Here is a 26,963-nt window from a genome sequence, read left to right on the forward strand (position 1 = left end):
ATGGAAGCGCTAATTTTAGTTTTTCATGTTCTCGCCGCAATTGCGATCATTGCATTGGTGTTGTTGCAGCAAGGTAAGGGCGCAGACGCTGGTGCTTCGTTCGGTGGTGGTGCATCACAAACGGTTTTCGGTAGTCAAGGTGGCAGTAGTTTCTTTGGTAAGCTGACCGCTGTATTGGCATTGGTTTTCTTCATTACTAGCTTCGGTCTGGCTTTCTATGCCAGTGAGCAAGCAAAAAGTGTTTCTGGTGCTATTGATTTACCTAGCGCGGCACAAGTGCAAGAAGATGCCGTTGAGTTACCCATCTTAGGTGAAGAGAAAAAAGCGTCGTCTGACCTTCCTGTTACGGAATAACGACGAGATAACAGGTTTTGCCGATGTGGTGGAATTGGTAGACACGCCATCTTGAGGGGGTGGTGGCCTACGGCTGTGCCGGTTCGAGTCCGGCCATCGGCACCAATCTTGAATTGACGTCTTACTTTCTGTATGATGTCGGCTATTACTACAGAGTTGTTTGGGACTCTGCTAATAGTCCGGATTGACTGCCTTCTTTGTTTGTAAAGAAGGATGTTTGCAGCTAAGTCAGTATGCAAGCACCGAGAGCCCCTTTATGGGGTTTTTTGTTATCTGAACTGCATAAATGGGCCTTGAGCCCGTTTTTTGTTTCTGCGTTTTGCAAATCAAAACGTACTTTTCGGAGAAAACGATTGTCAGCTAAATTTACGATTTTAGAAGAACTTATTCGCCCTGTCGTGGAAGGCTTAGGGTTTGAGTTTTGGGGGATGGAGTATTTATCGCAAGGTAAAGATTCTGTGCTGCGTATTTTTATTGAAACTGATGCTGAAAAAGGGATCGACATCGAGGATTGTGCTCGAGTCAGTCGTCAAGTGAGTTCTATTCTAGATGTTGAAGACCCTATTACTGGGGAATATAACTTAGAAGTATCTTCACCGGGACTGGATCGACCTTTGTTTAGTTTGGCTCAATATCAAGCCTATGTTGGTGCCATAGTGTCTTTGCGTTTACGTGTGCCATTTGATGGGCGTCGTAAATTTAAAGGCCAATTAGTGGGCATTGAAAATGAGGATGTCGTCGTTCGCGTCGATCAAGAAGAATACTTGTTGCCAATCGATTTAATCGATAAAGGCAATATTGTTCCACAATTTTAAAAATTAACCTTTAAGAGAGGCTAAAAGGATGAGCAAAGAAATTCTTTTGGTAGTAGAAGCCGTTTCAAACGAAAAAGATGTTCCGAAGCAAGTTATTTTCGAAGCTGTTGAAATTGCTTTAGCCAGTGCTGCCAAGCGTCGTTTTGAAGAAGATGCATTAATTCGAGTGTCTATCGATCAGCGTTCTGGTGACTATCAAACTTACCGTCAGTGGAACATTGTTGCCGACGAAGATTATTCAAACCCGGCGTTTGAATTAACAATTGATGATTCTGAAGAGCAAAACTTAGGTCTCGGCATAGGTGAAGTCTATGAAGAGGAAGTGGAATCTGAACAATTTGGCCGCATTGCTGCACAAACAGCAAAACAAGTTATTGTTCAGAAAGTTCGTGAAGCAGAGCGCGCCAAGATGGTGGCTTTGTACGCGGAGAAAGTGGGCAAATTGGTCCACGGTCAAGTAAAGAAAGTGACTCGTGATAGCTTGATTATTGACCTTGGTGAAAATGCCGAAGCAAATTTGCCAAAAGATCAATTGATTGCTCGTGAAACTTTCCGTATGAATGATCGCATTCGTGCCTTGTTGTTGGAAATTCGTGAAGACAACCGCGGTGCGCAATTAATTCTGTCGCGTAATGATCCTGCTTTCATGGTGGAATTGTTCCGCTTGGAAGTGCCTGAGATTGCAGAAGAAGTGATCGAAATTCGCGGTGCCTCTCGTGATCCAGGTTTGCGGGCTAAGATCGCAGTCAAAACCAATGACCGTCGTATCGATCCTATTGGTGCCTGTGTTGGTATGCGTGGGGCTCGTGTGCAAGCGGTTTCAAATGAAATGAATGGTGAGCGTGTCGACATCGTATTGTGGGACGATAACCCTGCACAATTGGTAATCAATGCCATGGCACCTGCTGAAGTCGATTCTATTGTGATTGATGAAGACGCACACTCTATGGATGTGGCGGTAAAAGGAGACAACTTGGCGCAAGCCATTGGTCGTAACGGCCAAAATGTTCGTTTAGCCTCTTCTCTAACGGGTTGGACATTGAATGTCATGACCAGTGAAGATGCGCAAGCGAAGCAACAAGAAGAATCACAGAAACTGATTGACCTATTTGTTTCTGGTTTGAATATCGACGACGATTTAGCCATTCAAATGGTAGAAGAAGGGTTCACATCACTTGAAGAAGTGGCTTATGTGCCTATGGAAGAAATGTTAGACATCGACGGATTTGATGAGGATTTGGTAAACGAACTGCGTTCACGCGCCAAAGAAGCTCTATTGAATCAAGCGCTGCAAGCAGAAGAGCAGCTTGATGGCGCTAAGCCAGCAGAAGACTTGTTGACAATGGAAGGAATGGACAATCATCTTGCCCTAGTTCTTGCTTCTAAAGGCGTGATTACTATGGAAGATCTAGCAGAGCAATCGGTAGACGAATTGCTGGACGTGGAAGGTATGACGGAAGAGCGCGCAGCCAGCTTAATTTTGACAGCTCGTGCACCATGGTTTACTGAATCTGAATAAAATCTGAGTACAAGAGGGGGAACTTAATGACAGTTCAAACCGTAAAGATACTATCCGAACTGGTTAACAAGCCAGTCGATAAGCTACTAGCTCAGATGAAAGAAGCTGGTTTACCGCACACTGCAGCGGAGCAAGAAGTTTCTGAAGTTGAAAAGCAAGTGTTATTAAATTATTTAAAACGCCAACACGGTGAAGAAGGTGATAGTAATCAACGAATTACGTTACAACGTAAGAAAACCAGTACGCTAACAAGTGGTGATGGTGGTAAAGCGGTCAACGTAGCGGTGAAGAAAAAACGTACCTACGTTAAGCGTGATGATGTTGACGAAGAGGCGCAAAAACAGGAAGAATTGGCAAAACGTCTTGCTGAAGAGCAAGAGCAAGCTCGTCAAGCAGCGGAAGAGCAGGCTCGCTTAGAAGCTGAGCGTAAGCTTGAAGAAGAGAAAGCAGCGAAAGTAGAAGCTGAAGAAAAAGCGCGTCAAGAAGCGGAAAAAGCCGCAGCCACTTTGGACGAAGACGTGCAAAATGCAACGGAGCAAAATGTCTCCGATCTAGGAGCGGCTGAACCCGTGGAAGAAGTAAAGCAGAAAAAAGCGCCGAAAAAAGCATCTCAGCCAGCGATGGACAATAAAAAGTCTAACGCTTCGCCTAAAGGCAAAAAGGGCGCTCGTCATGATAATGACAAAGAGAAAGATAAGCCTCGCGGTCGTAACAACCCTGAGAACAAGCGTACTCGTATCAACGTAAACGATGAAGAAGAGTTTAGTCGTCGCGGTGGTAAACTGGGTCGTAAGCATAAAAAACCGGTGAAACAAGAGCACGGCTTCCAAAAGCCAACGGCGAAAATTGTTCACGAAGTGGCCTTGCCTGAAAGTATTACTGTTGCGGATTTAGCTGAAAAAATGGCGGTTAAGGGCGCAGAAGTCATTAAGGTGATGTTCAAAATGGGTGCCATGGCGACCATTAACCAAACGATCGATCGTGATACGGCGACCTTGGTTGTCGAAGAAATGGGTCATACGGTTAAGTACATTGATGAAAATGCATTAGAAAACGATGTAGTGGATGCCATTGATTATGATGGTGAAGCCATTAAGCGTGCTCCTGTTGTAACTGTCATGGGTCACGTTGACCATGGTAAGACTTCGTTACTTGATTACATTCGTACTACCCGCGTAGCTGCGGGTGAGTCTGGTGGCATTACCCAGCACATTGGTGCTTATCACGTAGAAACACCACATGGTATGGTCAGCTTCTTGGATACACCTGGACACGCGGCCTTTACCTCTATGCGTGCCCGTGGTGCCAAAGCCACGGACATAGTTATTCTCGTGTGTGCTGCTGATGATGGTGTTATGCCGCAAACCATTGAGGCTATTCAGCATGCCCGTGCAGCAGAAGTACCTATGGTGGTTGCCATCACTAAGGTAGACAAAGAAGGCGCTGATGTTGAGCGTGTTAAGAATGAATTGGTAGCGCAAGAAGTTGTACCTGAAGAATGGGGCGGTGACGTTCAATTCGTAGGGGTATCTGCTAAGTCAGGTCAAGGCATTGAAGAATTGCTTGAAGCTGTGTTATTGCAAGCTGAAGTATTGGAATTGAGTGCAGTACCAAGCGCGCCAGCAAAAGGTGTTGTGGTCGAGGCTCGTCTAGACCGTGGTCGTGGTTCAGTGGCAACCTTGTTGGTACAAAATGGTACTTTGCGTAAAGGTGATATTGTTCTTGCCGGTCTGCAAATGGGGCGTGTACGTGCCTTACTTGATGAAAATGGTAAGTCAATTAATGAAGCGGGTCCGTCTATCCCTGCCGAGATTCTTGGTTTGGATGGTACGCCAGAAGCCGGAGAAGAATTCATTGTTGTTGCTGATGAGCGTAAAGCGCGTGAAGTCGCCAATTTCCGTCAAGGCAAATACCGTGAAGTGCGTTTTGCGCGCCAGCATTCTGCGAAGTTGGAGAACTTGTTCTCTGAGATGGGTAAAGACGAAGTTCGTACTTTGAACGTGGTCTTGAAAGCCGACGTACGTGGTTCATTGGAAGCCTTGATCAAGTCCTTGACTGATCTTAATACTGATGAAGTAAAAGTAAACATTGTTTCCAGCGGTGTCGGTGGCATTACGGAAACAGATGCGACTTTGGCCTTGGCCTCAGAAGCGGTTATCTTTGGTTTTAACGTACGTGCAGACAGTTCTGCAAAGCAGTTTATCGAGCGTGAAAGCATTGATCTACGTTACTACAGTGTTATCTACAACATCATCGATGATGTGAAACAAGCCTTGTCTGGTATGTTGACACCGGATCTTCGTGAAGAGATTCAAGGCACGGCTGAAGTACGTGATATCTTCCGTTCACCTAAGTTCGGTTTGATTGCTGGTTGTATGGTGCTTGAAGGGACGGTTTACCGTAACAAGCAGATTCGTGTATTACGTGATGATGTGGTGATTTACGAAGGTGAACTGGAATCTCTACGTCGCTTCAAAGATGCGGTAAACGAAGTGAGCCGCGGCATGGAATGTGGTATCGGTGTGAAGAATTACACAGATGTCAAAGTAGGCGATAAGATCGAGGTTTTCGAAACCATCGAAGTTGCGCGTACTCTTTAATAGGACAAAATCATGGCAGGCGAATTTAGTCGTACTAGTCGGATTGGTGACCAGCTCCAAAAGGAGCTGGCGTCCTTGATCCAGTTTGAAGTGAAAGATCCTCGTTTAGGCTTGGTGACCATTAACGAAGTGCGTGTGGCGAAAGATTTGGGCTACGCGGACGTGTACTACACTGTGTTAGGTAAAGACGATCAGCCAGAAGTCTTGGCTGAGAATCAGGCGGCGTTAGACAGCTCAAAAGGCTTTTTGCGTCGTCGCTTGTCACAAGAAGTGAAATTGCGAGTGATGCCTCATTTGCGTTTTCATTACGACCAGAGTGTGGTGAATGGCTCCCGTATGTCGGCTTTGATTGACGAAGCAATTCGTGATGATCAAAGCAAAAGCGGGAACGAAGACGAGTAATCCAGTTTTATGTCAAAAACCAAATGGCGTTCAGTAGACGGTATTGTGCTACTGAACAAGCCACTCGGCCTAAGTTCTAATCAAGCCTTGCAAAAGGTTCGTCGTTTGTATCGAGCGGCAAAAGCTGGTCATACAGGTGCGCTTGATCCTTTAGCGAGCGGTATGCTACCGCTTTGTCTGGGCGAAGCCACCAAATTTTCGCAATTCCTGCTAGACGCTGATAAGCGTTATATCACCTGTTTGAAGTTGGGCAAACGTACCACGACAGGGGATATGGAGGGCGAGATTTTGAGTGATGAAGCCGTTCCACAGTTGTCTGACGCAGAGTTTGAAGTCATTCTTGATCGTTTTCGTGGCGAAATTGAACAAATTCCCCCTATGTATTCAGCCTTGAAACACCAAGGTAAACCTTTGTATGAATACGCTCGAAAAGGCATTGTGATTGAGCGTAAACGTCGTCAAGTGACTATATCCAACCTTACCTTGGTGTCACGAACGGAAGATACCTTGACACTGGATGTGCAGTGCTCAAAAGGAACCTATATTCGCACTATAGGGGAAGACATTGGTGAGGCTTTGGGTTGTGGTGCGCATTTGCAATCTCTGCATCGTGTGTCAACGGCGGGTTATGATTCGCAAGACATGATGACGTTGGAAGAATTTATGACCTTGGCTGAAGCCGGTGAAGTACAATTAGATGCAAAATTAATGTCTATGGATACTGCCGTTGCACATCTAGATCAGGTAGAATTGTCAGCGCTCGAAGCAAGGGAAATGGTGTTTGGTCGTCAGGTTGAAAATCATACCAATTTGGCGAAAGGCAGCTTGGTGAGATTATATAATCAAGCGGAACATCGTTTTTTAGGCCTTGGCATGATAAAAGATCGTTTTATTAAGCCACATCGACTTATAAATACCAGTGAGTTAGCCAACAAATAGTGTTAAACTAGCTCGCTTAGGGTAACTGAAAATATGCTCGGCTATCCTTTATTTTAAATCGCATATTATTATTTGGAGATAAAGATTATGGCATTGTCTGCAGAAGCTAAAGCAGCATTGGTTAAAGAGTTTCAAGTTGCTGAAGGCGACACTGGTTCACCTGAAGTACAAGTTGCATTGTTGACTAAGAACATCGAAGGTCTACAAGGTCACTTTAAAGCTCATATCCATGACCATCATTCTCGTCGCGGTCTAATCCGCATGGTAAACCAACGTCGTAAATTGTTGGACTACCTTAAGCGTAAAGACGCAGCGCGTTACACTAGCTTGATCAAAAAGTTAGGTCTACGTCGCTAAGACTGAAGAAGGGCCATAGAAATCTATGGCCCTTTTTTTATTGGCCTCCCAAGGGACAGCCTGTACTTCAAATGTGTTTTTCTTACTCCTTGATAGTGTATTAAGAACATATCTGAGTACTGGCTACTAAAGCATGTCTTTGGGAGAAAGTTACAAAAAATAAGTTAAGGAATACCAGTGAGTATTACAACAAAAACCTTCCAATACGGAAACCAAGAAGTGACCTTAGAAACAGGTCGCATCGCACGTCAAGCGACAGGTGCTGTGCTATGTACTGTGGGGGATGCGCAAGTGCTTGCAACTGTGGTTGGTGCAAAGAGCGCTAATCCTGGTCAAGATTTTTTCCCATTATCAGTACACTACCAAGAGCGTACCTATGCGGTAGGTAAAATTCCAGGTGGTTTCTTGAAGCGTGAAGGTCGTCCTTCCGAAAAAGAAACCCTCACGTCTCGTTTGATCGACCGTCCAATTCGTCCATTGTTTCCAAAAGGTTTCATGAACGAAGTACAAGTTGTTTGTACCGTTATGTCGACTAATACTGATTTAGACGCGGACATTCCAGCAATGCTTGCAACCTCTGCAGCGCTTGCTGTGTCTGGCATCCCATTTAATGGCCCAATTGGTGCTGCCCGTGTTGGCTTTACTGATGAGTCTGGTTACCTACTGAACCCAACTAACTCCGAGTTGACAGAATCACTACTAGACATGGTGGTTGCTGGTACAAAAGACGCGGTATTGATGGTTGAGTCTGAGGCACAAGAGCTGACAGAAGACGAAATGTTGGGTGCGGTTTTGTTCGCACACAAAGAAATGCAAGCAGCAGTTAATGCCATTAACGAATTTGCCGCTGAAGCTGGCAAGCCACGTTGGGACTGGGCACCAGAAGCCACTAACGAAGAGCTAAAAACGGCCGTTCAGTCTGGTTTCGCTGCACAAATCGAAGAAGCTTACACCATTAGTGATAAAATGGATCGTTACGCTAAGTTGGGTGAAGTTCGTGAAGCGGCCATTGCTGCTTTAGTGACAGAAGAAGGCCCATACTCTGAAGCCGACGTGGCTGCGACCTTTGGTAAGCTTGAGAAAAACATAGTGCGTCGTCGTGTTATCGATGGCAAACCGCGTATCGATGGTCGTGACAACAAAACCGTTCGTCCGATTGCTGTTGAAGTGGGTATGCTGAAGAAAACTCACGGTTCTGCTTTGTTTACTCGTGGTGAAACGCAAGCCATTGCAACTTGTACTTTGGGTACTAGCCGTGATGCGCAAATTGCTGACGGTCTTGCTGGTGAGTCAAAAGACAGCTTCATGTTGCATTACAACTTCCCTCCATACTCTGTTGGTGAGTGTGGTCGTATGGGAGGGGTTGGTCGTCGTGAAATTGGTCACGGTCGTCTGGCGCGTCGTGGCGTTCAAGCGGTTCTGCCTACCGAAGAAGAATTTCCATACACTATTCGTGTGGTATCTGAGATCACTGAATCTAATGGTTCCAGTTCTATGGCATCGGTATGTGGTGCGTCTCTATCTATGATGGACGCTGGTGTGCCTCTTAAAGCTCCGGTTGCTGGTATCGCCATGGGTCTGGTTAAAGAAGACGATGGCTTTGCAGTCCTAACTGACATTCTAGGTGATGAAGACCATCTAGGTGACATGGACTTTAAAGTAGCAGGTACCGAAGAAGGTATTACCGCTTTGCAAATGGACATTAAGATCGAAGGTATCAATGAGGAAATCATGGACATCGCCTTGAGTCAGGCGTTGGAAGCTCGTACTCATATCCTTCGTGAAATGGCGAAAACTATTGGTTACGCTCGTCCAGAAGTGTCTCCAAATGCGCCTTCTATGGCGACCATTAAGATTGATCCAGAGAAAATCCGTGATGTGATTGGTAAAGGCGGTGCAACTATCCGTTCTATTACTGAGCAAACAGGTGCTTCTATCGATCTTGATGATGACGGTACCGTCCGTATCTACGCTGCAGATAAAGCGTCTTCTGATGCCGCATTGCTGAAGATTCATGAAATCACAGCAGAAGCAGAGGTAGACAAACTTTATAAAGGTAAAGTTGTGCGTTTGGCGGAATTTGGTGCCTTCGTAAACATCTTGCCTGGTAAAGATGGTTTGGTTCACATCTCACAAATTGCTGAAGAGCGTATTCGTGCGGTAACGGATTTCCTAGCGGAAGATCAAGAAGTGATTGTCAAAGTATTGGATGTGGATGCGCGTGGTCGTATCAAGCTGTCCATGAAAGACGTAACCGAAGAAGAAAAAGCCGCGTTTGCTGAGTAATATCTGTTAGCGAGTCTTATGCTTAAAAAAAGGTGCTGAAAAGCGCCTTTTTTGTTCTTAATAAGCATAGATCATAGTATTCTTATCTTTCCATGTTTCTGGATGTAAAAAGGAAAAAGTCATGAAACTAAAATTAGTGAGTGTATTTGCTGCTGGCGTGTTGTTGGCTGCTTGTAGTAAAGAGGTTGTACAACAAGAGGTTGCTGCGCCTGCACCTGCGCCTAGCTGCGTATTTGCAGATGGCTCAAATCAAGCCGCTCCTGATTGGGTATGTGGTGCACCGGTAGAAGGTGTCGCTTTGTCTGCGGTAGGCTACAGCGAGAAGTCTACGGCGGGTCCGAATTACATGAAGCAAATGGCTGCGACCTCAGCTCGTGTTGAATTGGCACAAATTTTAAGTGTTGACCTTCAAAACATGGTGAAGCAGTACGTTGAAACAACAGGCGCTGCTGATGCGGAAACGGTGGATCGTGTGAATAGTGTTGTGACCAAACAAGTCACAGAGCAACAACTTGTAGGCTCGCGCGTGATTCGTCAAATGCCAACACCTAGCGGTGGTCTTGTGGTTTTGGTTGGTTTAGATCCATCACAAGTGGAAGGCGTCGCTGAGAGCATTTTACGTACTTCCATGAAGAATGAAGCAGCTTTGTACCAGAAGCTTGAATCTGACAAGAGCTTTGAAGAGTTGGCTGCAGAAATCGCGAAACGTCACTCTAATTAAGATAATGATTAGATAAAAGCGGCCATTCTTAGAAAGGGGAATGGCCGCTTTTTTGTGTATGCAAGCGTCTCTGTTGAGGCTATAAATTGCCATCTTCATCAAATATCGGTGTGGCCTTTTTGTTCGCATCGACAGCAACGAAGTTAAAATGCCCTGTAATGGCCTTAGTGCGTTTGTCACTGTGCAGTTCTTCCAGAAATATAATGACTTCGACTTTCAAAGAAGTTCGACCAACATGAACGACACGGGCTACAAGCTCGACTAAAATACCTGATGGGATAGGCTGTTTGAAATCCACTTTTTCAGTGGATATGGTGACCATGGGTTTACGGGAAAAACGTGTTGCTGCTATGTAAGCTACTTCATCCATCCATTGCAAAGCGATGCCACCAAATAGAGTATCATAATGATTAGTGGTTCCAGGAAAGACCATTTTGGCCACACGAGTTTCGGAGATTTCTTCACGCTTCTGAATGAGTAGCTTATTCATGTACTTAAAACCTTTTTACACAATATTCTATTTGAGTCTTATTATACTGGTAAGTGGTTGTGATAGTCGTTATCAAGCTCAAAACTTATTAGATGACTATGTAGCGGACTTGAATCGTTCCCAGTTAATTCGTCTGGATTCTCCAGCAATACTAATGCCAATCAGCTTGCCAACAGCGCGAGACCGAGCCAATAGCTTATCGACTTTTGATGTGAGTTTGCTGGAGTTTTTATCATTACAGCAATGTGATGTGGGTATTGTGGCCGGTAGAAAGAATAGCATTCTAGGACGTGTCATGGCTGACAGTCAGCGTTTTCTGTATGAAATAGATATTATCAGAGCCATTGAAAGTTGTTCGATAAAGGATAAGGAATTGGCGCAAACACTCGAACAGGTAGCACAACAGAAGCGTGTAGAGCTTCCCAAAGCCTTTGGCAATGGGATTTTTAATGGCGCAGAAAGTGAGGCTTTTTTCAGCCTGTCGAATGGTTTTCTTCCGTTGACCTACCGCACTGCGGATCAACAGGACTTGATTAATGCTCTTACGCAATTGGTTCAACTGGGAAAGCAGATGCAGACTTTGCCTAAGCTGGACAGTGAGCAGTTTGAACAAAACTTAAAAGTCATGATGGACAGTGAATACGCAGGAAGGCTCTTATTTAGCTTGGTTCAAATTCGAGTTTATCTCACCGCTGTAGGGCAACAAATTCAGGCGTTAACAGCAGATGATTGTGGCGCTCCTATGGCCTATTTGAAACAACAGTTTGAGCGGCATTATGTTAAGCAAATTCAGCCTTATATGGGGCGCATCAGTCAGACGGCTTATCAGGTGTTACCCTTGTTAAATCAGTTGGCGGAATTGTCTTTTCTTAGTCCTAAGATGATGGTGTTTCTGACGCAGTTCGACATGTCGGCAGAACAAAGTGAATGGCGTCGTTATCAGCTTGCTTCACAGCAACATGCTAGGGCCTGGAGTCAGTGGTTTACGCTTTGTGGTGTTGGTATCGCGCCGAGCAATTAGTGGCGGTGTCAGACCCGAGTGTTAATTTGATTTTCTAAGCTTTCCACTAGATCATATTCAAAGCTTGGGCCGTCTGCTAAAGGTTCTTCATTTAAAGCTTTTAATAAAGCAATATTGGCCTCAGGGTTACTGGCGATACCATGAGCAAACTGCATAGGACGAGTAATGGCATGAGGCGAGTGTGCATTTAATTTGTCCTTGCTATTGATCAGAGAAGGACCTGGTTGGCTGAATAAGCTCATCATCAAAGCAAACTGTGGGCTGCCCGAAACGGACTGGCCGGTAATGCTGCTTTGTGTGACTTGTGTCTCGACGATTTCTCTAATGCTCATCAAGCTACCTACTGAATAGATTTGTCACTTTTATCGGCATTGATTGGGTTTTCTTAAGTGAGACGATGAAATATTTCTGTCTGCAAAATAAAGGTGAGATGCTTGGAATCTCTTGATCTGATTGTAATTTTTTGTAGAAAGCTTGCTTAATTACACGCTAAAGATGGCTGAAATTGCTCAAGCATCGTACTATAAGATCTTGTAGAAATGATATTTTTTGATTTATGTATCAGGGACTAGTTGGCTGCTAGGATCTTGTGGCAGGGCGTTATGAATGCAGGATATTAACGAATTAATTGACAATGTTAGGCACAATGAAGCCATTGCACGCAAGTTTTTTGAAATAGAGCGTTGTATTTTGTCGATTGGACGCTGCGATCAATTTGTTTCGACTCTGACCAAAGAAGTTCAGAAACAGTTCAATGTACCCTATGTTTGGGTCAATTTAATTAACGAAGCGCCTTTATCTCACCTAATTGAAAGCCTAGAAAAATTACCTGATTTACGTGATCGCGTGCTGTTTACCCGCCGCGGTGCAATGGTAGACATCATTAAATCAAGCAGTAAAACCATTTTGGTGAATACTAACCTGAGTTTTTGTCGAGAAATTATTCCCTCTGTATATCGTGATGTGATTGGGTCAGTGGCGATTTCTCCTTTGACCATTGATGGAGAATTGGTTGGTTTATTTTGTCAGGCAGATGCAGACATCAGTCGTTACGATGCCAATACCAAGGACACCTTTTTATTGGATCAATTGGCAATCAAGATCTCCATTTGTTTGAGCAATGTAACGGCCAGAGAAAAACTGGAGTATTTGGCGACCCGTGATCCATTAACAGGCTTATTGAATCGTCGACAATTAGAGCTAATGTTAGATCGCGAATTCGCTCGTTCTAAGCAACAAGAACGTGATTTAACCGTGGTATTTATTGATTGTGATGCCTTTAAGTCCATCAATGACACCTTAGGCCATAACTGTGGTGACGAGGTGTTAGAGTACATTGCCAAGCGACTACTAAAATACGTACATAAACAAGGTTTGGCATTTCGCTTTGCCGGAGATGAATTTGTTTTCGTGATGCCAGGTAAAAGTTACGAACAAGCCATTGCGGTGGCTGAATCTATTCAAGAATACCTACAGTCTAATCCTTTAAGGTATAAATCCAATTTGGTTCCTATTACTATTAGCTATGGTGGAGCCAGTGTTTTATCCGATGTTCCAAGTAACTATAAACATCTGCTAAAAGTTGCAGATGAGCGTCTCTACGACTATAAAAATAACCGTAAAAGATTGGTGCCAACCAAGGTCTTTAAATTTTTAAATAAGCTAAGATAGTTTTGTAATTTTATTACATTATTTCCTATTTGCTTTATAAAAATCGGTATTTTTTGCCTGTATTTTGTTGTAAAATTTCAAAAAAATGAATTTAGGGTTCACATATGTCCCATGCTTTAATTGCCGACCTTGGCGGTACTAATGCGCGTTTTGCCTTAGTGCCCATTCACCAATTTGAGCCACTTGAAGTAAAAGTGCTAGCCTGTAAGAACTACACTACTTTCTTTGCTGCAGCAGCCGATTATATTGCCCATTGCAGTGTTGCTATGAAAGATATTGATGCCGTTGTGCTTGCTATCGCAGGCCCAGTCAATCAGCCTGTGATACGCTTTACCAATAACCCTTGGCAGTTCAGCCGAGAAGAGGTGCAAAATTATTTTGGCGTGGATAAAAAAGTCGCCTTATTGAATGATTTTGATGCTATTGGTCATTGTCTTGAAGTCTTGCCAGAAAAAGATAAAGTTCAGTTGGGCGAACCAAGTAAAGTGGATCCGCAAGGTGCCAGTTGGGTAATAGGCGCTGGTACTGGGTTGGGCGTGGCTTGTGTGGTGCCACAAGATAATGGGCCAAACATTGTGCTGCCCGGAGAGGGTGGTCATGTGGACTTGTCTACTTGTAATGAAGTCGAAGATGATATTCTGGTGTTTTTGCGCAAACGACACAAAAGAGTGTCGGCGGAACGTGTTTTATCTGGCATGGGGCTGGAAAATATTTACGAAGCACTTGCCGCTCGCGAAGGCCTTGAAAAGCGTCTTAGTGCGCCAGAAATTGGCGAGGCGTTAACAGTAGGAAATGACCCTATTGCAAAAGCCGCACTTGAACAATTTTTTGTTTTCTTAGGTCGAGTGATAGGGAACTTAGTACTATCTGTCGAAGCCCGTGGCGGTGTTTATATTGCCGGTGGTATAGTGCCACGTTACTTGAAGGATATATTGTGTAGTGGCTTCCGTGAAGCTATGCATGACAAAGGTCGTATGAAAGAGTTTGTATCACCTATACCGACCTTTGTTGTGATGTCTGAATACCCAGGCCTGATGGGATGTGCATGTTATGCTTCCTATCTTGTGTCGAAAGCCTAGATTAGTTGGAGATAAAATAATGAAGGCCAGTTTAAAAGCCTGTGATGTGGTTATCTTTGGTGGCGGTGGCGACCTCGCCATGCGTAAGTTATTGCCTGCTTTGTATCATTTAGATATGGATGGCTTATTAGCACCAACGACTCGCATCATAGGGGCTTCTCGACGTGAAGTGAGCGATGTGGATTACCAAACCAAAGTACGCGATGCTTTGGATGAGTTTGTACCCTCGAGCATAGGTGACAATAAAATTTGGCCACGTTTCAAGGAGCGTTTAAGTTACGTTTCTGTTGACGCTCAACAAGAATCTGATTTTGCTCGTTTCAATGATCATCAAGTCGGCGGTGATGATAGGGATGTTGTTTTCTATTTGGCCACTTCTCCAGATTTGTTTGGCTCCATCTGTTCTTCGTTAGCAACTCATGGTTTAAACCAAGATCGTATGCGTGTGGTACTGGAAAAACCACTTGGTCGCGATTTAATGTCTTCCCGTGCGATCAACGACGAAGTAATGAAAAACTTTAAAGAACAACAGGCATTTCGTATCGATCATTACTTAGGTAAAGAAACGGTACAAAACTTGTTGGCTATTCGCTTTGGTAATACTTTATTTGAGCCTCTTTGGGACAGCGCGCACATTGATAATGTGCAAATCACCGTGTCTGAGACAGTCGGTGTTGAAGGACGTTGGGGTTACTATGACAAAGCTGGCGCCATGCGCGATATGGTGCAAAACCATCTGATTCAATTGTTGTGCTTGGTGGCAATGGAGCCTCCCGGTCGAATGGACTCTGATTCCGTTCGTGATGAAAAAATCAAGGTATTGAAAGCATTACGTCCAATTCTAGGAGCCAATGCCTATACTAAAACCGTTCGTGGCCAGTATGCGAAAGGCATGATCAAAGGCAAAGAGGTGCAAGGCTACTTTGATGAAGAGGGCAGTAATCCAGATTCTCGTACCGAAACCTTTGTCGCTTTGCGTGCTGATATTGATAATTGGCGTTGGGCGGGCGTGCCTTTCTACTTGCGCACAGGTAAGCGTTTAGGTCAGCGTTACTCAGAAATTGTTATTCAGTATAAATCTGTACCTCACAGCATTTTTAGCGACGAAAGCAATCGTCAACTGCAGCGTAACCAGTTAGTGATTCGTCTTCAGCCAGAAGAGAAAATTTCCCTTACAGTAATGAATAAGGTACCGGGGGCTAGTGAAGGAATGAACTTGCAACCTGTTGACCTTAACCTGAGTTTGACGGAAGCCTTTAATGACAAACGCAGTCCAGAAGCCTACGAGCGTTTATTGCTGGATGTAATGCGTAATGACGCTACCTTGTTTATGCGTTATGACGAAGTAGAGGCTGCCTGGAAATGGGTTGACGGTATTATGTCTGCTTGGAGTCAGACCAGCGAACGTCCAAAAGAATACGCTGCTGGTTCTTGGGGGCCTGCCGCTTCCATGGCCTTGCCAATTAAAGATGGCCGTAATTGGCATGACTACTGAGTGAATTTAGGCAGTAGTAATCGATAGAATAAGCTGAGCAAAAGAGTCGAAAAAGGAAAATAAAATGACACAAACTTATACTGCAGAGCAGGTGATGACAGCCACGCCTGTTGTGCCTGTGATTGTTGTAGACGATGTTGATCAAGCTGTCGCTTTAGGCAAAGCCTTAGTAGCTGGTGGTGTGCCTGTGCTGGAAGTCACTTTGCGCACACCCGCTGCTTTAGATGCCATTGCTGCGCTGCGTAAAGAAGTACCAGACGCTATTGTCGGTGCCGGTACTGTATGTTCTCGTGAACAGTATGTGCAAGCTATTGAAGCCGGTTCTCAGTTCATCATCAGTCCTGGAATGACTGCAGACCTATTAACGGTCGGTAACGAATATGATGTGCCCTATCTACCAGCAGTGGCAACCATTTCTGATGTGCTTTTGGGAATGGAGTACGGCTATGATCGCTTCAAATTTTTCCCAGCTGAGGTCAACGGTGGCGTCAAAGCTTTGAAAGCCTTTGGTGGTCCTTTACCTCAGATTAAATTCTGTCCAACTGGTGGTATTGGTGCCAATAACTTCCGTGATTACTTAGCATTAGATAATGTGCTTTGTGTTGGTGGTTCTTGGATAGTGCCGACAGATTTGGTTCGAGCTGGTAAGTGGGATGAGATCACTGAACTGGCCAAGTCGGTCGCTCAATAGCATTGTCAGATGAAATATCAAAAAGGGAAGATGATGCGTCATCTTCCCTTTTTTGTGTTACAGATTTTCTTCAGCAAATTCTGCTAAACGGCTTCTTTCAATGCCGTTAACATGCATGATGCTCGCGTACTTAAAGGATTTTGACTTTTCTACTAAGTAAGTTAATCCTGAAGTGAGTGGCGTAATGTACTTGTTGTCTATTTGAGCTAAGTTGCCTAACACAATGATTTTAGAGTTGCTACCAATTCGTGTCACAATGGATTTGAGTTGGAACTGAGTTAAACCTTGCGCTTCATCAACTATGATCAAAGCGTTGTTGAAGGAACGGCCACGCATAAAATTCAGTGATTTGAATTGAATGTTGGCTTTTTGTTTTACGTAATCAATGCTGCTAATAGAATGCTCATCCGCGCCATGGAGGATTTCCAAGTTGTCATCAAATGCCGCTAACCAAGGAGCCATTTTTTCTTCCTCTGTTCCCGGTAAAAAACCAATGTCTTCTGCCATAGGAGGTGTTGAGCGAGCGACGATGATTTTATTGAAGCGTTTCTCTTCCATGGTGACCTGTAAGCCATAAGCCAGTGCTAATAGAGTTTTACCTGAGCCAGCTGGCCCTGTCATGACCATAAGATCTGAGTTCTCGTGACGTAGTAAGTAAAATGCCATGGCTTGTTCAAGGTTTCTTGGCTGGATACCCCAAAAATTTTGGTGCATTAAATGTTGTTTATTGATGTCCAGTAAATAAACGTATTCCTGATCTATATTGACGACAAAGCCGACAAAATCTTCATCATCGACAACAAACATATTTAAATACAGATTATTGAGTAAACTTTTACTGATGATGTGGACTGTGTGTTGCCCGTGAGCTTCGGTTCTGACACTGTCAATGCTAGACCAAAAACTGCCGCTGAATTCTACGTAGCCCTTGGTCATTAAATCCAAGTCGTCTAGCACCTTGTCCTTACGATAGTCTTCAACCCTTTCTAAGCCAGAGCCCTTGGCTTTGATACGCATATTAATATCTTTGGTGACCAAGCAGACGGAAGATCTCAGATGCGTAGCCTGAAGACTGAGTGCCACATTAATTATACGATTATCGTTAGCATGGTCATGGTTGCCATTAAGGAAGGGGACATTGTCAGTGGAAGTGATTTGTTGGTCAGGAAAAATGGCTAGAGAGCCTTCGCAGGCCTTGGTTTGCTCTGTGTTGTCTGTGTTTTTGTCTAGGGTATGAATAGGAACACCAGCTTGCAGTTCTCTTGGTGTCGCGTCACCTACTATTTTGTCTATGGTGTTGATGGCCAATCTGGCTTCTCGGCTGACGTCTTTGTCACGCCTATCTTTGATGATATCGAGCTCCTCTAATACCGTCATGGGAATGACCACCATATGCTCGGCAAACGCGTAAATAGCTAATGGATCATGAAGTAACACATTGGTATCGAGAACGTAGATTTTTTCCATAGACAAGTACTCCTGTAGTCAGGGTGAAGTTTTTGGATTGTTAAGAATCGGCTTCGAAAAATGCTTTGAACTGAGTAGTAAATAAAAGAAATTGCAGCGAAAAATGTGTTTCTGCCACCTGTTAATGTGCAGAGAGAGGGGAGGATGTGTGGATAATATTGGCTTTTGTACAAGCTAAACCTCGCTGTCTTTATCCAAACTCTAATTCGAGTGTATGACAATTTGGTGTCTGATGCTTGTTTTTATTTAAGTTTTTGAATAAAAAGCAATAAAAAAGCCGTTATGGTCAGTAACGGCTTTTCAAATTGGAGTGATATTTACTCGTCCAAGAAACTGCGTAAATGCTCTGAGCGACTTGGATGACGGAGTTTACGTAGTGCTTTCGCTTCAATCTGACGAATACGCTCACGCGTTACATCAAACTGTTTACCGACTTCTTCCAGAGTGTGATCTGTGTTCATGTCGATACCAAAGCGCATTCTTAGTACCTTTGCTTCACGGGCAGTTAAGCCAGCAAGAACAGTGGTCGTAGACTCACGTAACCCTTCGATTGTCGCAATGTCGATAGGTGATTCTGCGCCATCGTCTTCAATGAAATCGCCAAGATGCGAATCTTCATCGTCACCGATAGGTGTTTCCATAGAAATAGGCTCTTTGGCTATCTTCAAGACTTTACGAATCTTGTCTTCAGGCATATCCATACGAGCAGCTAGTTCTTCTGGTGTCGCCTCACGACCCATCTCCTGCAGCATCTGACGAGAGATACGGTTCAGCTTGTTGATGGTTTCGATCATGTGTACTGGAATACGAATAGTACGTGCTTGGTCAGCAATCGAACGAGTGATCGCCTGACGAATCCACCAAGTTGCGTAAGTTGAGAACTTATAACCACGTCGATATTCGAACTTATCCACGGCTTTCATCAAACCTATGTTGCCTTCTTGGATCAGATCTAAGAATTGTAGGCCACGGTTAGTGTACTTTTTAGCAATGGAAATCACCAAACGTAAGTTGGCTTCAACCATTTCTTTCTTAGCACGGCGAGCACGAGTTTCACCAATCGAAATACGGCGGTTAATTTCTTTTAGCTCAGCGATAGTCAAATCTGTGTCTTTCGCAACAGCACGCAACTTGCGCTGGCTGCGCATGAATTCTGCTTCGTTTTCTTCTAGCGCGCTAGAGTAGTCAGCTCCTAAAGCAATTTGCTCTTGTAACCAATCAGGATTAGTTTCATTACTTGGGAAGCGCTTTAAGAACTCGGTTCTTGGCATACCAGATTTACGCACACAAACTTGCATGATCAATCTTTCTTGCTCGCGAACTTTTTCCATTCGAGAACGCACACGATCAATCAGCTCATCAAAGAGTTTTGGAACCAACTTGATTGGGGCAAACGCAATACTGAGTTCTTCTTGTTTGCTTAACACCAGAGCATCTTGGCGATCACGAGTTTCCAACAAGACTTTCAGTTCATCGTAAATTCGTGAGATCTCATTAAAGCGAAGGGCTGTCTCTTCTGGATCTGGGCCGTTGTCAGTTTCTTCTTCGCTTGCTTCAGAATCGTCGTCATCGTCGTCGTTATCAGTTTCTTCTGCTTCGTCTTCGATTGGTAATTCATCAGCATTGTCTTCAAATATGGGCTCTTCGCCGTCACCGTCGATGAATCCACTGAAGATATCGCTTAAACGACCTTCTTCTTCCTGCACCTTAGCGTAGGCATCAAGCAATACATCAACGGCACCTGGGAAGTAAGAAATGGCCGCCATGACTTCGCGTGTACCTTCTTCGATACGTTTCGCAATGGCAATCTCACCAGCGCGAGTTAATAGCTCAACCGTACCCATTTCACGCATATACATTCGTACAGGGTCTGTTGTTCTAGTAATATCGCCTTCTACCGCAGCAAGGGCGGCAGCGGCTTCTTCAGCAGCCGCTTCATCCGTTGTGTCGCCTTCTTCCATAAGAAGGCTTTCTTTATCTGGAGCATACTCTGAAACCGTGATGCCCATGTCATTGATCATGGCAATGATTTCTTCGACCTGCTCCGGGTCTGAAAGGTCATCGGGGAGGTGGTCATTAACTTCTGTAAAAGTTAGGTAACCTTGTTCTTTACCCTTAGAGATCAACTCTTTAAGACGTGACTGTTGAGTGTCTGGCATTCGACAACCTATCGTTAGAAATTCAATTGAAGTTTTGCAAGCCGCATATTATAACAAAATCAATGAGTTTTATCCACTTAATCCTGTCTTTTTTGAGTGATTTTTAGACAGAATTTATGACTTTTTCTGCCGGATTAAATCCATCAAATTACGCAGTTCTTGTTTGCTGTTCGTATCCTTTATGGATTCGTTGCCTTTATTTTTCAAGCGCTCTTTACTGTTAGTCAAACCCAAATCTCGCTCAAGTGTCGATACCATATCTTGCACTTCTTGCTTGGAATTACTGATTTTTTGCTTGTTTATCGCGTCTTGATGGTTTAATAAATCAATAATTCCAAAATATATGGCATTATCTACCAATTCACCCAGTAGATGACCCGCATTGTTTTTCGGATTTTTTGTGAAATATCTCCATATTTTGCTAAAAATTTTTATTTCGTCATTGGCCTGATTGATAATGGGATCTGGAATATCAAGCTGTTGCGCAATGTGAGGGTGCAAGAGTAAACATAAAGAGGCTTGTTTGATTTTACTCAAACTGGATGGGGCTGGAGGTAAGGTGTTTTCATTTTTGCGTTTACTAAATCTTCCCTTGTACCCTGATTGTTTATTGCTACCTGTATAGGTTTCAGCAGAATAAGCTGGATGATAACTGTCATTAGCAAAGTTATCCTCATGATGAAAGATTTGGTCCTGATCAAAGTGATTATTTATCTCTGTTTCTGTGTTATTAGCACTACTATTAACAGAATGGCTGGGGTTGTTTTTAGGAAGGGCGGTGTGTCCTAAGGTCTCACTGTCGATACCGGATTGCTCACTGAGTTGCTTAATTAAAATTGAGCGAAATGTCAGTTCTTTTGGGATTTGCTGAATCATACCCATGGCATTTCGAGCAAATTGCGCTTCACCTTCTTCATCTGCTAGCGTGACTTGGTTTCTGGCGTGCTCGAAGAGAACGTGTGACAAGGAAGCGGCATCTTCGAGTCGATGATTGAAAACCTCTTTTCCTTCTTTACGAACCAGTGAATCCGGGTCTTCTCCCTCTGGCAAAAATAAAAAGCGAACTTGTTTTTCATCTTGCATGACGGGTAAAGAAGCTTCCAAACCGCGTATAGCAGCCGAGCGTCCAGCCTTATCACCATCAAAACAAAGAATGACTTTGCTCACTAATTTGAATAATTTGCGAATGTGGTTGCTATTAACAGAGGTACCTAAAGTGGCAACCGCATTAGTAATACCGTGTTGTGCTAATACGATGACATCCATGTAGCCCTCAACCACTATGATTTGATCCAGCTGTTGAGTGTTTTGCTTGGCTTCAAATAAGCCATACAATTCTTGGCTTTTTTGGAAAACGGGTGTTTCAGGAGAATTCAGGTACTTAGGTTTTTCGTCACCAAAAGCGCGACCGCCAAAACCAATAACACGACCACGAGAGTCGCGGATAGGAAAAATAATACGATCACGAAAGCGGTCATAATAATGACCTGCCTGATCTTTCTTTTCGATCAGCATGCCGCCACGGAACAATTGCTCTTGATGTTCTGCTCTTTGACCAACGGCTTTTAATAAATTATCCCAACCGCTTGGGGCATAACCCAAGCCAAATACTTTGGCGATTTGACCAGATAAACCGCGTTCTTTGGATAAATAGTCTGTGGCTTTGCGTTTGTCGGGGTGCTCAATTAACTGGCGCTGAAAGAAGGTAGAACTTTCAGAAAGTCGCTTAAGTAATTCAGCGTTTTGCTCATAACGATCAGGGGCACCTTGCTCGCGTGGCACTTCCATGCCTGCGTCTTTGGCGAGGACTTCAATGGCTTCAACAAAATCAAGGTGATCGTGTTCCATAACGAACGAAATAGCGTTACCGCCTGCGCCGCAGCCAAAGCAGTAATAAAATTGCTTGTTAGGATTAAGACTAAAGGAGGGGCTTTTTTCGTTATGGAATGGGCATAGGGCACTGTAGTTTTGCCCGGTTTTTTTCAGACTGATACGGGACGACACCACATCGGTTAAGTCGGTGCGAGCCAATAGCTCATCAATAAACTGATCCGGAATGCGTCCCGCCATAGGATTTAACCTAACTGTGCTTTAACTTGTTTGCTGATTTGCCCCATATCGGCACGACCTTGCACTTGAGGTTTAACAATGGCCATTACCGCGCCCATTTGTTGCATGGAGGTTGCGCCTGTTTCAGCAATCGCAGCTTTTACGATTTCAGCGATTTCGTCCTCACTGAGTGGGGTTGGAAGAAATTCGGCAATGATAGCCAATTCGTCTTGTTCCACTTGAGCGAGATCGTCGCGACCTCCCTCTGTGAATTGCTGAATAGAATCTTTTCTTTGCTTGCTCATTTTGTCAAGAATGGCAATTACGCGAGCATCATCTAACTCAATACGTTCATCGACTTCCACGCGCTTGCATTCCGCTAAGATAGTACGAATAACAGTGACGCGATGCTTTTCTTTTGCACGCATGGCGGTTTTTAACGTATCGGAAATATGTGCTTTTAATTCTGACATGAGGGCCTCTTATAGGTTAAGCAAAAGCGGTTAAATAAAAAAACGGCTAGTTTTTAAAACTAGCCGTTTTTATAAACCTAATCACGGAAAAGGTCTAGGTGTTTGTATACAGCAGGTTAGCTTAGTACAAACGTTGGAATTTTTTCTGCTCGCGAGAAACTTTCTTAGCGTGACGCTTAACCGCAGCGGCTGCAGCACGTTTGCGAAGAGTAGTGGGTTTTTCGTAGCATTCACGACGACGAACTTCAGCCAAAACACCTGCTTTTTCACAAGAACGCTTGAAGCGACGTAGAGCGATGTCAAATGGTTCGTTGTCTTTTACTTTAACTGCTGGCATGTTTCTACCTTTAATAATCTGTTGTATGTTTAAGTTATTCACAAAAACGGCGTGCATCATACCTTGTATTGTATATGCTTTCAAAACTCGTTTCTGTGGGACAGAGAGTGGGCCAAAGTTGGCCGATTTTTCTAACCCTTGAAGACGATAACTTTCGTCTGTGTGTATCAATTTTCTAACATAGGGTGTTCGGTTGTTTCACCTATCACATTCACTTTTTGAAAGTTGTGTGGTGTTCAGAACCAAACGAGAAAAATCACCTGCCTTTTAAATAAACATTGAAAACGCGCGCATTATAATGATTTGACCAAGCATTGTCCAGTCTGTTGTTCTGCTACGCTGCCAAGCGATGAGGAACTGAGGTACAATGCAGCGCAACTATAGAATGAGATTGTTTCGATGAAAGTATTGGGTCTTGAAACCTCTTGCGATGAAACTGGTATCGCCATCTACGATACCGAAAAGGGTTTGTTAGCGCACAAAATTTACTCGCAGATTGCTCAGCATGCGGAGTACGGTGGTGTTGTGCCTGAGTTGGCATCACGAGATCATGTTCGTAAAACATTACCGCTTATCGATGAGGTATTAGCGCAAGCGGGTATTCGTAAACAAGAATTGAATGCCGTGGCGTACACCAGTGGCCCAGGTTTGGTGGGAGCCTTGATGGCAGGGGCAACTATTGGCCGTTCATTGGCTTATGCACTCAATATCCCTGCTTTGGGGGTGCATCATATGGAAGGCCATCTGCTGGCACCTATGCTAGAGGAAACTCAACCAAGCATGCCTTTTATTGCTTTATTAGTGTCGGGTGGCCACACGCAACTGGTACGTGTGGATGGCATTGGACAATATAAGCTGCTCGGTCAATCTTTGGATGATGCCGCGGGGGAAGCCTTTGATAAAGCGGCAAAAATGATAGGTTTGCCCTATCCTGGTGGGCCGCAGATTGCCAAGTTAGCAGAACAAGGTAATAAAGAATCTGGTTTGAAATTCCCGCGTCCTATGACAGATCGTCCAGGTTTGGATTTCAGTTTTAGTGGTCTAAAGACCGCTTTCTTAACTGCTGTACATGACGCCTTAGACGAAGGTCGTTGCGATGAGCAGTTTAAAGCCGATGCTGCTTTGGCGTTTGAATTGGCGATAGTCGATACGCTAGTGATTAAATGTCGTCGCGCCTTAGAGTCAGAGGGACTAAAAAGTCTGATCATTGCCGGTGGCGTCAGCGCTAACAAAAGATTGCGTGAACAACTGGAAACTCAATTGAAAAAAATGAAAGCCAGTGTCTTCTACGCGCGCCCAGAGTTTTGCACGGACAATGGGGCAATGATCGCCTATGCAGGTGCTCAGCGCTTGTTGGATGGTCAGTCTTCTGAGCTGAATTTATCCATTCGTGCACGTTGGCCCTTGTCAGATTTGCCGCCTTTGAATGAGGTAGCGCATGGCTGATTTCGTCTTTATTGAAGGTTTGCAAGCCAAGGCTGTGATTGGTGTTTACGATTGGGAAAAGGAGATTCAGCAGGATTTGGTGTTTGATTTAGAAATGGAGCATGACAATCGTTTGCCTGCTGCCACAGACGATCTTAGTAAAACATTGGATTATGAAGCCATTGCCAATTTTATTTTGTCCTACTGTCTGGATCATCAATTTGAATTGATCGAAACCTTAGCGGAGCGTTTATTAAAGGATCTGGCTCAGCAATTTCATTTACAGGCAGTACGATTAACCTTGCGAAAACCCGGTGCCGTGCCTGCTGCCAATGCCGTTGGCGTAAAGCTGTATCGACGTTTTACAGATTAATTTTTAAGTAAGGGTGAATCGAGCACTTGTAGGGCTTTAATTCGTTCCTTGCGCAGAGCTTCCCCAAGCTCGGCACCGCTAAAGCCCTGTTTGATCAAATCGGTGGCGTTGAGTTTGGCAATGGCCAAACGCAGCGCTTGCCAGTCTTTCGCTTGCGTTGATGTTATTAAACTTAACACTTGAACCAGCTTATCGAATGCTTGTGGTTTTTTGATGGCGCTGACCGACATTAACCATGCTTGCCACGCTTCAGCTGTCATGCCGATGGCATGTTGTTCAATAAAACTACGCACTTGCTGGGCTAAATTTTTATACTGATTTGGACAACGTAATGCGTTTTGCAACCTGTTAAGTTGCTCCAATGGCGTGTGCTGACAGATCATTGCCCAGCGTTGTGCTTTATCCAATGCCAGTAATTGCGTTTCGCTAACAGGAGGTTTTGGCCAGACTAATTCAGTAAATAAGTACGACATTGCCTTGGCCTCTATGAGGACATGGAAAAAAGTCAGGGGATGTGATGTTGCCAAGGCCTTTTCTAATTCTCGCCATACTCGTTCAGGGCTTAAGCTTGCTAATTCTCCTGAAGTACTAATGGTCTGCATTAACCTCATGGTTTCAGCTGCAATGTGAAAGTTGAACTCTTTAAAGCGTGCGGCAAAACGAGCCACTCTGAGAACTCGCAAAGGGTCTTCCACAAAAGCATCAGAAACGTGACGTAAGCATTTGTTGGCAATGTCTTGCTGGCCATGAAAAGGGTCGATCAGTTCGCCGTTTTCCGCTTGCGCAATCGCATTAATGGTCAGGTCACGTCTTTCAAGGTCTTCTTCAAGGCTAATGGATGGAGAGAAGTCACAGATAAAACCAGTATAGCCTTGTCCTTGTTTTTTCTCCCGTCGAGCAAGGGCGTATTCCTCTTTGCTTACCGGGTGAAGAAACACGGGAAATTGTTTGCCAACTTGTTGATAGCCTTGTTGTTCAAGTTGTTCTGGTATGGCGCCAGTGACGACCCAGTCACGGTCGACGACATCGAGACCAAGTAGTGCGTCTCGGACCGCACCGCCCACCAGATACACTTGATAAGTCATGGTGTTATTGGCCGATTTCACATTGCTCTGGGAACATGGCGCTCCATTGGCTGAAGCCACCATTTAGTGAATACACTTCCTTAAAACCTTGTGAGGCAAGGTATTCCGCGGCACCTTTACTGCTGTTGCCGTGATAACAACAAACAATAATAGGTTGTTCTTTGTCGGTGTTGTCGATGAAGTCCTGCACATTATCGTTATTAAGATTAATGGCATTGGTCATATGACTATTTTGGTAGCTGGTTAAATCGCGAATATCAACGATGGCAGCATTGTCTTCCAAAATGGGCAAAGCGTCAGCGATATCGATACAAGTATAGGTCATGGGTTTTTCCGATTGAGTGTACAAGGCATACTGAAGCGTTCCTTATCCTCCAGTCGTAAAGCAGTTAGACTGCCCCCCCAAACGCATCCTGTGTCAAGCGCATGAATGTGTTTGAGATGAGTTTGCCCCTCAAGGGCTGCCCAATGTCCAAACACAATATGGCAGTTTTCTGGTACCTGACTTGGGTAGCTGAACCAAGGTGCAAAACCTTTAGCTGCTGTATTAATGCCTTCTTTTGATTTTAAGTCTAATTTACTGTTTTCTTTGCAAAATCTCATTCGAGTCAAATAGTTAGTGATGACTCTCAAACGATCTAAGCCAATCAAATCATCACGCCACTTGTTCGGTGTATTACCATACATGGCTGCAAAATATTCATCAACCGTGTCAGATTGCAGTTTGGTTTCCACTTCTTTTGCTAAGGCAAGCGTTTGTTCAAGACTCCAGCAGGGTGGAATACCTGCGTGTGTCATGATCACATTAAGCTCGGCATCATAGTGACAGAGTGGCTGATAGCGAAGCCATTCCAAGAGTTCATCACGGTCACTGGCCATCAGTATATCGCTTAGGGTATCGGCTTTTTTAAGTGTGCCATGACCATAAGACACTGCCAATAAATGCAGATCGTGGTTGCCCAATACAACTTTAGTTGTATTGCCGAGAGACTTTATAAAGCGCAAGGTATTTAATGATTCGGGGCCGCGATTAATAAGGTCACCAGCAAACCAAAGTGCGTCTTGATTCGGTTGATATTGAATGTGTTTTAGGAGCCGCTCTAATGGCTCTAAGCAGCCTTGTAAGTCACCAATCACATAGGTTGCCATAGAATC

At 44.2% G+C, this 26,963-nt stretch carries 26 protein-coding genes and 1 tRNA gene; 17 read left to right on the plus strand and 10 right to left on the minus strand.

The genetic code is table 11. From position 1 onward, the window contains the following. The 10 genes from secG (at position 1) to ABXS85_RS15250 (ending at position 9,993) form a co-directional block, all read left to right on the plus strand. Entirely contained in the window at positions 1–354 is a 354-nt protein-coding gene (secG, locus tag ABXS85_RS15205; RefSeq protein ID WP_353667374.1) for a preprotein translocase subunit SecG, read from the plus strand. Positions 355–373: 19 nt separating this feature from the next. Further along, a tRNA-Leu gene (locus tag ABXS85_RS15210) sits at positions 374–459 on the plus strand. Positions 460–707: 248 nt separating this feature from the next. Next, positions 708–1,169: a ribosome maturation factor RimP gene (gene rimP / locus ABXS85_RS15215; RefSeq protein WP_353667375.1), complete on the plus strand. Its 462-nt coding sequence runs from the start codon at positions 708–710 to the stop codon at positions 1,167–1,169. A 28-nt stretch (positions 1,170–1,197) separates the two neighbouring features. Next, positions 1,198–2,688, plus strand: a complete 1,491-nt coding sequence (gene nusA / locus ABXS85_RS15220) for a transcription termination factor NusA (protein WP_353667376.1) — start codon at positions 1,198–1,200, stop codon at positions 2,686–2,688. Between the two features lie 26 nt (positions 2,689–2,714). Continuing rightward, complete coding sequence (gene infB, locus ABXS85_RS15225) at positions 2,715–5,288, plus strand: translation initiation factor IF-2 (protein WP_353667377.1); 2,574 nt, start codon at positions 2,715–2,717, stop codon at positions 5,286–5,288. A gap of 12 nt (positions 5,289–5,300) precedes the next feature. Continuing rightward, positions 5,301–5,690: a 30S ribosome-binding factor RbfA gene (gene rbfA, locus ABXS85_RS15230; RefSeq protein ID WP_353667378.1), complete on the plus strand. Its 390-nt coding sequence runs from the start codon at positions 5,301–5,303 to the stop codon at positions 5,688–5,690. A gap of 9 nt (positions 5,691–5,699) precedes the next feature. Then, positions 5,700–6,629: a tRNA pseudouridine(55) synthase TruB gene (gene truB, locus ABXS85_RS15235; protein ID WP_353667379.1), complete on the plus strand. Its 930-nt coding sequence runs from the start codon at positions 5,700–5,702 to the stop codon at positions 6,627–6,629. An 87-nt stretch (positions 6,630–6,716) separates the two neighbouring features. After that, the gene (rpsO, locus tag ABXS85_RS15240; RefSeq protein ID WP_353667380.1) at positions 6,717–6,986 is read left to right on the plus strand and encodes a 30S ribosomal protein S15; all 270 of its coding nucleotides are present in this window, start codon (positions 6,717–6,719) and stop codon (positions 6,984–6,986) included. 177 nt (positions 6,987–7,163) lie between these two features. Next, positions 7,164–9,272, plus strand: coding sequence for a polyribonucleotide nucleotidyltransferase (gene pnp / locus ABXS85_RS15245; RefSeq protein WP_353667381.1), 2,109 nt, complete (start codon positions 7,164–7,166; stop codon positions 9,270–9,272). A gap of 121 nt (positions 9,273–9,393) precedes the next feature. Next, positions 9,394–9,993, plus strand: a complete 600-nt coding sequence (locus ABXS85_RS15250) for an LPP20 family lipoprotein (RefSeq protein ID WP_353667382.1) — start codon at positions 9,394–9,396, stop codon at positions 9,991–9,993. Positions 9,994–10,072: 79 nt separating this feature from the next. Here ABXS85_RS15250 and ABXS85_RS15255 read toward each other — a convergent pair whose 3' ends face one another. After that, a complete protein-coding gene (locus ABXS85_RS15255) occupies positions 10,073–10,483 on the minus strand; it encodes an acyl-CoA thioesterase (protein WP_353667383.1) in 411 nt (136 codons plus the stop codon). Between ABXS85_RS15255 and ABXS85_RS15260 the strand changes: the two genes are divergently transcribed. After that, a complete protein-coding gene (locus ABXS85_RS15260; RefSeq protein ID WP_353667384.1) occupies positions 10,482–11,504 on the plus strand; it encodes a DUF3080 family protein in 1,023 nt (340 codons plus the stop codon). The two genes, ABXS85_RS15255 and ABXS85_RS15260, sit on opposite strands and share 2 nt — an antisense overlap. Positions 11,505–11,512: 8 nt before the next feature. Here ABXS85_RS15260 and ABXS85_RS15265 read toward each other — a convergent pair whose 3' ends face one another. Then, positions 11,513–11,836 (minus strand): hypothetical protein, encoded by a 324-nt coding sequence (locus ABXS85_RS15265; protein WP_353667385.1) that lies wholly within the window; start codon positions 11,834–11,836, stop codon positions 11,513–11,515. Between the two features lie 274 nt (positions 11,837–12,110). Between ABXS85_RS15265 and ABXS85_RS15270 the strand changes: the two genes are divergently transcribed. From ABXS85_RS15270 to ABXS85_RS15285, 4 genes are all read left to right on the plus strand, one after another. Beyond that, entirely contained in the window at positions 12,111–13,175 is a 1,065-nt protein-coding gene (locus ABXS85_RS15270) for a GGDEF domain-containing protein (protein WP_353667386.1), read from the plus strand. A 104-nt stretch (positions 13,176–13,279) separates the two neighbouring features. Next, the gene (gene glk, locus ABXS85_RS15275; RefSeq protein WP_353667387.1) at positions 13,280–14,254 is read left to right on the plus strand and encodes a glucokinase; all 975 of its coding nucleotides are present in this window, start codon (positions 13,280–13,282) and stop codon (positions 14,252–14,254) included. Positions 14,255–14,273: 19 nt separating this feature from the next. Beyond that, positions 14,274–15,749 (plus strand): glucose-6-phosphate dehydrogenase, encoded by a 1,476-nt coding sequence (gene zwf, locus ABXS85_RS15280; RefSeq protein WP_353667388.1) that lies wholly within the window; start codon positions 14,274–14,276, stop codon positions 15,747–15,749. A gap of 64 nt (positions 15,750–15,813) precedes the next feature. After that, positions 15,814–16,440 carry a bifunctional 4-hydroxy-2-oxoglutarate aldolase/2-dehydro-3-deoxy-phosphogluconate aldolase gene (locus ABXS85_RS15285; protein ID WP_353667389.1) on the plus strand — a complete coding sequence of 209 codons (627 nt, stop codon included), beginning with the start codon at positions 15,814–15,816 and terminating at the stop codon, positions 16,438–16,440. A 57-nt stretch (positions 16,441–16,497) separates the two neighbouring features. On the opposite strand, the gene ABXS85_RS15290 is transcribed toward ABXS85_RS15285, so the two are convergent. The 5 genes from ABXS85_RS15290 to rpsU form a co-directional block, all read right to left on the minus strand. After that, a complete protein-coding gene (locus ABXS85_RS15290) occupies positions 16,498–17,907 on the minus strand; it encodes a PhoH family protein (protein WP_353667390.1) in 1,410 nt (469 codons plus the stop codon). A gap of 317 nt (positions 17,908–18,224) precedes the next feature. Further along, entirely contained in the window at positions 18,225–20,066 is a 1,842-nt protein-coding gene (gene rpoD, locus ABXS85_RS15295; RefSeq protein WP_353667391.1) for an RNA polymerase sigma factor RpoD, read from the minus strand. Positions 20,067–20,180: 114 nt separating this feature from the next. Beyond that, positions 20,181–22,136, minus strand: coding sequence for a DNA primase (gene dnaG, locus ABXS85_RS15300; protein ID WP_353667392.1), 1,956 nt, complete (start codon positions 22,134–22,136; stop codon positions 20,181–20,183). A gap of 5 nt (positions 22,137–22,141) precedes the next feature. Continuing rightward, positions 22,142–22,588: a GatB/YqeY domain-containing protein gene (locus ABXS85_RS15305; RefSeq protein WP_353667393.1), complete on the minus strand. Its 447-nt coding sequence runs from the start codon at positions 22,586–22,588 to the stop codon at positions 22,142–22,144. Positions 22,589–22,709: 121 nt separating this feature from the next. Then, positions 22,710–22,925 carry a 30S ribosomal protein S21 gene (gene rpsU, locus ABXS85_RS15310; RefSeq protein WP_009835737.1) on the minus strand — a complete coding sequence of 72 codons (216 nt, stop codon included), beginning with the start codon at positions 22,923–22,925 and terminating at the stop codon, positions 22,710–22,712. A 399-nt stretch (positions 22,926–23,324) separates the two neighbouring features. Between rpsU and tsaD the strand changes: the two genes are divergently transcribed. Both tsaD and folB read left to right on the plus strand, forming a co-directional pair. Next, positions 23,325–24,371 carry a tRNA (adenosine(37)-N6)-threonylcarbamoyltransferase complex transferase subunit TsaD gene (gene tsaD, locus ABXS85_RS15315; RefSeq protein ID WP_353667394.1) on the plus strand — a complete coding sequence of 349 codons (1,047 nt, stop codon included), beginning with the start codon at positions 23,325–23,327 and terminating at the stop codon, positions 24,369–24,371. Further along, entirely contained in the window at positions 24,364–24,723 is a 360-nt protein-coding gene (gene folB, locus ABXS85_RS15320; RefSeq protein WP_353667395.1) for a dihydroneopterin aldolase, read from the plus strand. Before tsaD ends, folB begins: the two co-directional genes overlap by 8 nt. On the opposite strand, the gene ABXS85_RS15325 is transcribed toward folB, so the two are convergent. The 3 genes from ABXS85_RS15325 to ABXS85_RS15335 are packed head-to-tail and all read right to left on the minus strand — an operon-like array spanning position 24,720 to position 26,957. Further along, on the minus strand, positions 24,720–25,829 hold the full coding sequence (locus ABXS85_RS15325) for a tRNA nucleotidyltransferase (protein WP_353667396.1): 1,110 nt from the start codon (positions 25,827–25,829) through the stop codon (positions 24,720–24,722). The genes folB and ABXS85_RS15325 overlap by 4 nt on opposite strands. Continuing rightward, positions 25,813–26,133, minus strand: a complete 321-nt coding sequence (gene glpE / locus ABXS85_RS15330) for a thiosulfate sulfurtransferase GlpE (RefSeq protein WP_353667397.1) — start codon at positions 26,131–26,133, stop codon at positions 25,813–25,815. The genes ABXS85_RS15325 and glpE overlap by 17 nt, the downstream gene beginning before the upstream one ends. Continuing rightward, positions 26,130–26,957 (minus strand): symmetrical bis(5'-nucleosyl)-tetraphosphatase, encoded by an 828-nt coding sequence (locus ABXS85_RS15335; RefSeq protein WP_353667398.1) that lies wholly within the window; start codon positions 26,955–26,957, stop codon positions 26,130–26,132. Before ABXS85_RS15335 ends, glpE begins: the two co-directional genes overlap by 4 nt. Between the last annotated feature and the right edge of the window lie 6 nt (positions 26,958–26,963).

This window comes from Marinomonas sp. THO17 (assembly GCF_040436405.1).
Lineage (GTDB): Bacteria > Pseudomonadota > Gammaproteobacteria > Pseudomonadales > Marinomonadaceae > Marinomonas.

Coding starts and splice junctions, on each gene's coding strand:
- secG (WP_353667374.1), top strand. CDS start 1: ATGGAAGCGCTAATTTTAGTTTTTCATGTTCTCGCCGCAATTGCGATC.
- nusA (WP_353667376.1), top strand. CDS start 1,198: ATGAGCAAAGAAATTCTTTTGGTAGTAGAAGCCGTTTCAAACGAAAAA.
- infB (WP_353667377.1), top strand. CDS start 2,715: ATGACAGTTCAAACCGTAAAGATACTATCCGAACTGGTTAACAAGCCA.
- rbfA (WP_353667378.1), top strand. CDS start 5,301: ATGGCAGGCGAATTTAGTCGTACTAGTCGGATTGGTGACCAGCTCCAA.
- truB (WP_353667379.1), top strand. CDS start 5,700: ATGTCAAAAACCAAATGGCGTTCAGTAGACGGTATTGTGCTACTGAAC.
- rpsO (WP_353667380.1), top strand. CDS start 6,717: ATGGCATTGTCTGCAGAAGCTAAAGCAGCATTGGTTAAAGAGTTTCAA.
- ABXS85_RS15250 (WP_353667382.1), top strand. CDS start 9,394: ATGAAACTAAAATTAGTGAGTGTATTTGCTGCTGGCGTGTTGTTGGCT.
- ABXS85_RS15260 (WP_353667384.1), top strand. CDS start 10,482: ATGTACTTAAAACCTTTTTACACAATATTCTATTTGAGTCTTATTATA.
- ABXS85_RS15255 (WP_353667383.1), bottom strand. CDS start 10,483: ATGAATAAGCTACTCATTCAGAAGCGTGAAGAAATCTCCGAAACTCGT.
- ABXS85_RS15265 (WP_353667385.1), bottom strand. CDS start 11,836: ATGAGCATTAGAGAAATCGTCGAGACACAAGTCACACAAAGCAGCATT.
- ABXS85_RS15270 (WP_353667386.1), top strand. CDS start 12,111: ATGCAGGATATTAACGAATTAATTGACAATGTTAGGCACAATGAAGCC.
- glk (WP_353667387.1), top strand. CDS start 13,280: ATGTCCCATGCTTTAATTGCCGACCTTGGCGGTACTAATGCGCGTTTT.
- zwf (WP_353667388.1), top strand. CDS start 14,274: ATGAAGGCCAGTTTAAAAGCCTGTGATGTGGTTATCTTTGGTGGCGGT.
- ABXS85_RS15285 (WP_353667389.1), top strand. CDS start 15,814: ATGACACAAACTTATACTGCAGAGCAGGTGATGACAGCCACGCCTGTT.
- ABXS85_RS15290 (WP_353667390.1), bottom strand. CDS start 17,907: ATGGAAAAAATCTACGTTCTCGATACCAATGTGTTACTTCATGATCCA.
- rpoD (WP_353667391.1), bottom strand. CDS start 20,066: ATGCCAGACACTCAACAGTCACGTCTTAAAGAGTTGATCTCTAAGGGT.
- dnaG (WP_353667392.1), bottom strand. CDS start 22,136: ATGGCGGGACGCATTCCGGATCAGTTTATTGATGAGCTATTGGCTCGC.
- ABXS85_RS15305 (WP_353667393.1), bottom strand. CDS start 22,588: ATGTCAGAATTAAAAGCACATATTTCCGATACGTTAAAAACCGCCATG.
- rpsU (WP_009835737.1), bottom strand. CDS start 22,925: ATGCCAGCAGTTAAAGTAAAAGACAACGAACCATTTGACATCGCTCTA.
- tsaD (WP_353667394.1), top strand. CDS start 23,325: ATGAAAGTATTGGGTCTTGAAACCTCTTGCGATGAAACTGGTATCGCC.
- folB (WP_353667395.1), top strand. CDS start 24,364: ATGGCTGATTTCGTCTTTATTGAAGGTTTGCAAGCCAAGGCTGTGATT.
- glpE (WP_353667397.1), bottom strand. CDS start 26,133: ATGACCTATACTTGTATCGATATCGCTGACGCTTTGCCCATTTTGGAA.
- ABXS85_RS15335 (WP_353667398.1), bottom strand. CDS start 26,957: ATGGCAACCTATGTGATTGGTGACTTACAAGGCTGCTTAGAGCCATTA.